Here is a 4,455-nt window from a genome sequence, read left to right on the forward strand (position 1 = left end):
GACTTATAAACAGCAACAACCCTTAAGCCCAATGCTGACTGACCTGGATTACTTAGGCTGATTCCCAGTAGGCAGTTAGTAAATAAGTGTGGGTCAGCGAATACTACACTATACCCATTACTACCAATTAGGGGTAATACACCAACAGTTAGTAATGGTACTTGGATGGCTGGATATTGGTAATAGGCGTAATCCTTCAATCCAGCGGTCTGAGCGGTAATAACCATGTAGTAGTAATTACTTGGATTAAAGGCCACCGGTAGGTTAATTGAGGCAATTCCACTGGAATTTGTTACTGCTGATGAGTAGCCTTGATAGAACATAGCGTTATTACCCTTTAATGATGCTGCTATGAAGTATTGTACAGTAACTGTTGCATTAGGTATTGCTGCACCGGTGGAGTAGTCTGTTACCTTAATGTAGGCTATGTTTGATGTTAAGTTAATTACCCTAATCATGTAGAGTGGGTGAATAACAATAACGAAGTCATAACTATTACCCAAGCCAAGTAATTGCTTAACCTGACTATAACTAATAATCCAGTTTGTTGGGTAACCTACTGTGAATAACCAGAGGTAATTAAATGCAATATAACTAATGCCATACTGACTTAGGAACTTCTGAAAACCCACACCACTGACTTGACTGGTGCTGCAGTAACCCCTGAGGTTGCTTGGTGTTGTGGCTACACTAACATTATGAGCGTAATCCCATAGTACTAGTTGTAGGACTTTGAATGCATCCAGGGAATATACTGAACCAGGTAAGGCTAGGCCAAAGGCTGTTAATTGGCTTGCATTCTGGCCCCAATAAACTGGGCTGCCTGGGTTTGTGACAATGTAGTTTAGTAGGCTTTGAGCTAGGGCATTGAGCTGGAGTGTATTAACCTCACTGCCTGCTGTGGGTAGGTAGCTGGGGAATAGCCTAATGAACACTACTACCGCTAATACAATAGCCACTATAATAACTATGGCCTCGATAGCACTCATTTGCCCCCTCCTAAAGTTAAACATAATACGCTTATATTCCTCTAAGGGTTATTTAAGCTTTAAGCATTTAATTTAACTTAACTCACACTGAATTAATGAGAAAAATAATTGATAAACTACTTAACATCTTTAATGATGAAGCAATCATATTAACCCCTGAGGCTTAAGCATTAATCATGGTGCAAATTATTTAAAAAGCTCCCCACCAGTGTGCTTTGGTTAAGTTATGAGTGAGGTTAAGGTGCTTAGTAAGGGTGAATTACCTAAGGAGAATGAGGTGGTGATTGATGCATCGAACCACATTGCAGGTAGGTTAGCGACTGTGGTTGCTAAATTAGCGTTGCAGGGTAAGAGGGTTGTAATAATTAATGCCGAGAAGGCTGTGATAACTGGGGATAGGAATATGGTTATTGACTGGTTTAAGAGGAGGATGAGTGAGATAAGGACTCACTATAATCCTGAGAAGGTTGGCCCAAAGTGGCCTAGGAGACCTGATAGAATCCTTAGGAGGATTATTAGGGGTATGCTTCCGTATAAGAGGGGCAGGGGTAAATTAGCCTTGAAGAGGATTAGGATATTCATGGGTGTACCAAGTGAATACAGTGGTAAGGGAGCCTACGTAATCCCAGGTTCAATGCTTAGGCTTAGGCCCGGTTTAAAGTACGTGACCCTCGAGGAGGTTTGGGCCAGTATTGAACCTAGTGAGTATGAGGCATGGAGAAAAGCCCAAAACGTAAGCATTAAGAGTGGGAGGCCCACTAAACAGTGAGTCAGTATTCATTATATTGCTTTATTCATTACCATAAGCTTAGTTTTTATTTAAGCTAAGCAGTTTAACAAAGATTACTATAAAAAATTAAATGCCATAACTATGTGAAATAGCAGTTAATATTCCAAATAATGCTTTTTATACCGCTGGCTATTACGCTTAGCTATGGGCTTAATGCTCGTCTACACTGGTGATGGTAAGGGTAAGACCACTGCTGCATTAGGCCTCGTAGTGAGGGCTTATGGCCATGGGTTAAGGTCAATAGTGGCACATGTCATGAAGACCCTAGTGTATAGGGGGCAATGGGTTGGTGAATATACTGCATTACTTAAGATGAGTGACCTAGTTGAGGTGTATTACATGAGTGAGGAGTCTTTGAGGACCCCTAGGGATGTTTTCAACAAGGCCATTGAAAGGAGCATAATGATTAAGCCATTCCTACTGGTGCTTGATGAAATTAATAATGCGGTTAATAGTGGATTATTGTCCAGCCGTGAGGTTATTGATGGCTTAAGGAAACTACCCAATGAGGTTAATGTCGTCTTAACAGGCCGTAATGCGCCAAGTGAATTACTTGAATTAGCCGACTTAGTGACTGAGTTTAAGCCTATTAAGCATTACTATGATAGGGGTATTGTGGGGGTCATGGGCCTTGAATGGTGAATTATGGTTAATTAAGGGAATGGTTTAAAAAGGCTGCTGAGGTAAAAGTTAAAAAGTCTTGGGCAATCATAGGTTAATAGGGCCCGTAGCTCAGCATGGTAGAGCGTCCGGCTCATAACCGGAAGGTCCCGGGTTCAAATCCCGGCGGGCCCACTACTCCTGCCTCAGTAAAAATAAACTATGTTAAATAAAGTTGATACCATACTCCTCGAAGCCCTACTTCAGGAATTTAATGGCTTGTTCCTTACTAAAGGGCCTAAGAGTAATATTTACATAAGCCCTACTTCCTTCTAATATTTAAACCTATTAACCAATAGGTATAATCCTGCTCCAACGGTAGCGCACTAAATGGTAGTAGGATTTTAGGATAAGAGTTAATTAAGTGTAATGACAAAGTGAAAGGGCAAGCTTCACCATTTATGGCNNAGGGCGGGGAGGAGGTCAGATGTATAGGGTCCCTAAACTAATAGAAAGATGTGTTGCATTGAGTTGCTGAATAATTAAACATAATTTACCAACTGCATCATGCATTAAAGATTACACTTAATTTATGAATCCACGTTTACTGCATTAAGCCTAAATTCCTCCTAATCTCCCTAGCTGCATCCTCTGGTTTCTCGGCTGTGGTTATGGCTCTACCAACTACAATTATGTCAATGTCCCTTCCCCTTAATTTAAGTGCTGTCCTTGCATCAACACCACCTGCTAGTGTAACCCCAACGTTATATTTCCTCTTTATTGACTCAACCTCATCTATGAGTACCTCAGCGGTAACCTTCCTAGAGTCCTGTACATCAATACCCACGTGAAGCCCAATGTAATCCACCTTAGCTGCATTAAGAACCTCCTTAACCCTATCCTCAACGTTAATCACCCCTATGAAGTCAACCACAGTGCTTAAGCCCAGTTTCCTCGCTTCATCACTGAATTCCCTAATAGTATCCACTGGAGCAGCCGCCAGTACGCTAGCCATGTTAGCACCATTCTCTGAGGCTAACCTAACCTCAATCCTACCGGCATCCATTGTCTTTAAGTCAGCGAACACCAGCGCTGAGGGGCAGCAGACCCTCATCCTTGAGACAGCATACATACCGTAAGCCTTTATTAATGGCGTACCAACTTCAATAACATCAATTAACCCACCACCATACAGCCTCCTAGCTAAGTCAACAGCAGTATCTAGGTTTGTTAAATCCAACGCCACCTGTAATTTCATTTACTTACACCTATAAGCATCTTAATCGGTACCCCAGCCCTAACCTGCACTAGTACCGGAACATCTAGTTTAGTTGATGATGTTATTGCCCTTATTAATTCCCTAACCTTTCTTAGCACAGTTAACTTATCCTTCATGGAATCAATGGACTCCTTAAGCACATCATACTCATCAATGGGCTTAGGGTCTATTATGATCTTAAGCCCAGTGACTTCTATGGCTGGGGTTAGCATTATGTTCTCATTACCTACAAGCCTCTTAATAATGTTTAGGAGCGATTGAAAGCCAGCTAACCTTGGTTCAATTTGTGCAATATTCTTATCAATTAAGTTAATAGTCTCCTCAAGGGATTTGATTTGGTTATCTATGTAGTTCATGAAATCATTCAATGACGCGAAGTACATTACCTCTAAGTCACCACCGCTGGTGTTCTCAATCTGGGACTCCATATTATGCAGTTTACACGCCTCAGTTAATAAAATTTAAGTCATTAAAACTAATGTTAAGTAAGCGAATTCAACAATTGTGAAATAATAATAAGATTTATAAAATCCCAGGCTAATTACTGAACGCATGGTTGAGGTATTAAAATACGACATAGTGATTCTTGGCTCTGGATTAGCTGGCTTAAGAGCAGCCTTTGAGGCTGCCAGAACGAGTGATGGTAAGCTTAGGATAGCCGTCATATCCAAGGTTCAAGCCATGAGGAGCCACTCAGTCTCCGCTGAGGGTGGTGCGAGCGCTGTCCTGTATCCTAAGGAGAATGGTGATAGCTTAGACCTGCACGCCTACGATACTATTAAGGGTAGTGACTTCCT

Annotated in this window: 6 protein-coding genes and 1 tRNA gene; 4 read left to right on the forward strand and 3 right to left on the reverse strand. The window is 41.5% G+C overall.

The features are described 5' to 3' along the window. Positions 1 to 1,013 (reverse strand): hypothetical protein (locus BP896_RS04860; RefSeq protein ID WP_291766376.1); only part of this gene is annotated, 1,013 nt, incomplete at its 3' end. Between the two features lie 202 nt (positions 1,014 to 1,215). Here BP896_RS04860 and BP896_RS04865 point away from each other — a divergent pair. The 3 genes from BP896_RS04865 (at position 1,216) to BP896_RS04875 (ending at position 2,574) form a co-directional block, all read left to right on the forward strand. Further along, entirely contained in the window at positions 1,216 to 1,758 is a 543-nt protein-coding gene (locus BP896_RS04865) for a 50S ribosomal protein L13 (protein WP_291766337.1), read from the forward strand. Between the two features lie 165 nt (positions 1,759 to 1,923). Continuing rightward, complete coding sequence (locus BP896_RS04870) at positions 1,924 to 2,421, forward strand: cob(I)yrinic acid a,c-diamide adenosyltransferase (protein ID WP_291766338.1); 498 nt, start codon at positions 1,924 to 1,926, stop codon at positions 2,419 to 2,421. 79 nt (positions 2,422 to 2,500) lie between these two features. Further along, positions 2,501 to 2,574: transfer RNA gene (locus BP896_RS04875), tRNA-Met, on the forward strand. 409 nt (positions 2,575 to 2,983) lie between these two features. Here the strand turns inward: BP896_RS04875 and BP896_RS04880 are convergent. Together BP896_RS04880 and BP896_RS04885 are read right to left on the reverse strand one after the other, a co-directional pair. Further along, a complete protein-coding gene (locus BP896_RS04880; protein WP_291766340.1) occupies positions 2,984 to 3,637 on the reverse strand; it encodes an orotidine 5'-phosphate decarboxylase / HUMPS family protein in 654 nt (217 codons plus the stop codon). Then, entirely contained in the window at positions 3,634 to 4,086 is a 453-nt protein-coding gene (locus BP896_RS04885) for a hypothetical protein (protein WP_291766341.1), read from the reverse strand. The genes BP896_RS04880 and BP896_RS04885 overlap by 4 nt, the downstream gene beginning before the upstream one ends. A gap of 124 nt (positions 4,087 to 4,210) precedes the next feature. Here BP896_RS04885 and BP896_RS04890 point away from each other — a divergent pair. Then, on the forward strand, positions 4,211 to 4,455 hold a 245-nt coding region (locus tag BP896_RS04890), incomplete at its 3' end, for an FAD-binding protein (RefSeq protein WP_291766342.1).

The sequence above is a fragment of the Caldivirga sp. UBA161 genome, assembly GCF_002506515.1.
In the GTDB taxonomy this organism is placed as follows: domain Archaea; phylum Thermoproteota; class Thermoprotei; order Thermoproteales; family Thermocladiaceae; genus Caldivirga.

Excerpts from the sequence above, each read along its gene's own strand:
- BP896_RS04865 (WP_291766337.1), top strand. The coding sequence starts at position 1,216 with ATGAGTGAGGTTAAGGTGCTTAGTAAGGGTGAATTACCTAAGGAGAAT.
- BP896_RS04870 (WP_291766338.1), top strand. The coding sequence starts at position 1,924 with ATGGGCTTAATGCTCGTCTACACTGGTGATGGTAAGGGTAAGACCACT.
- BP896_RS04880 (WP_291766340.1), bottom strand. The coding sequence starts at position 3,637 with ATGAAATTACAGGTGGCGTTGGATTTAACAAACCTAGATACTGCTGTT.
- BP896_RS04885 (WP_291766341.1), bottom strand. The coding sequence starts at position 4,086 with ATGGAGTCCCAGATTGAGAACACCAGCGGTGGTGACTTAGAGGTAATG.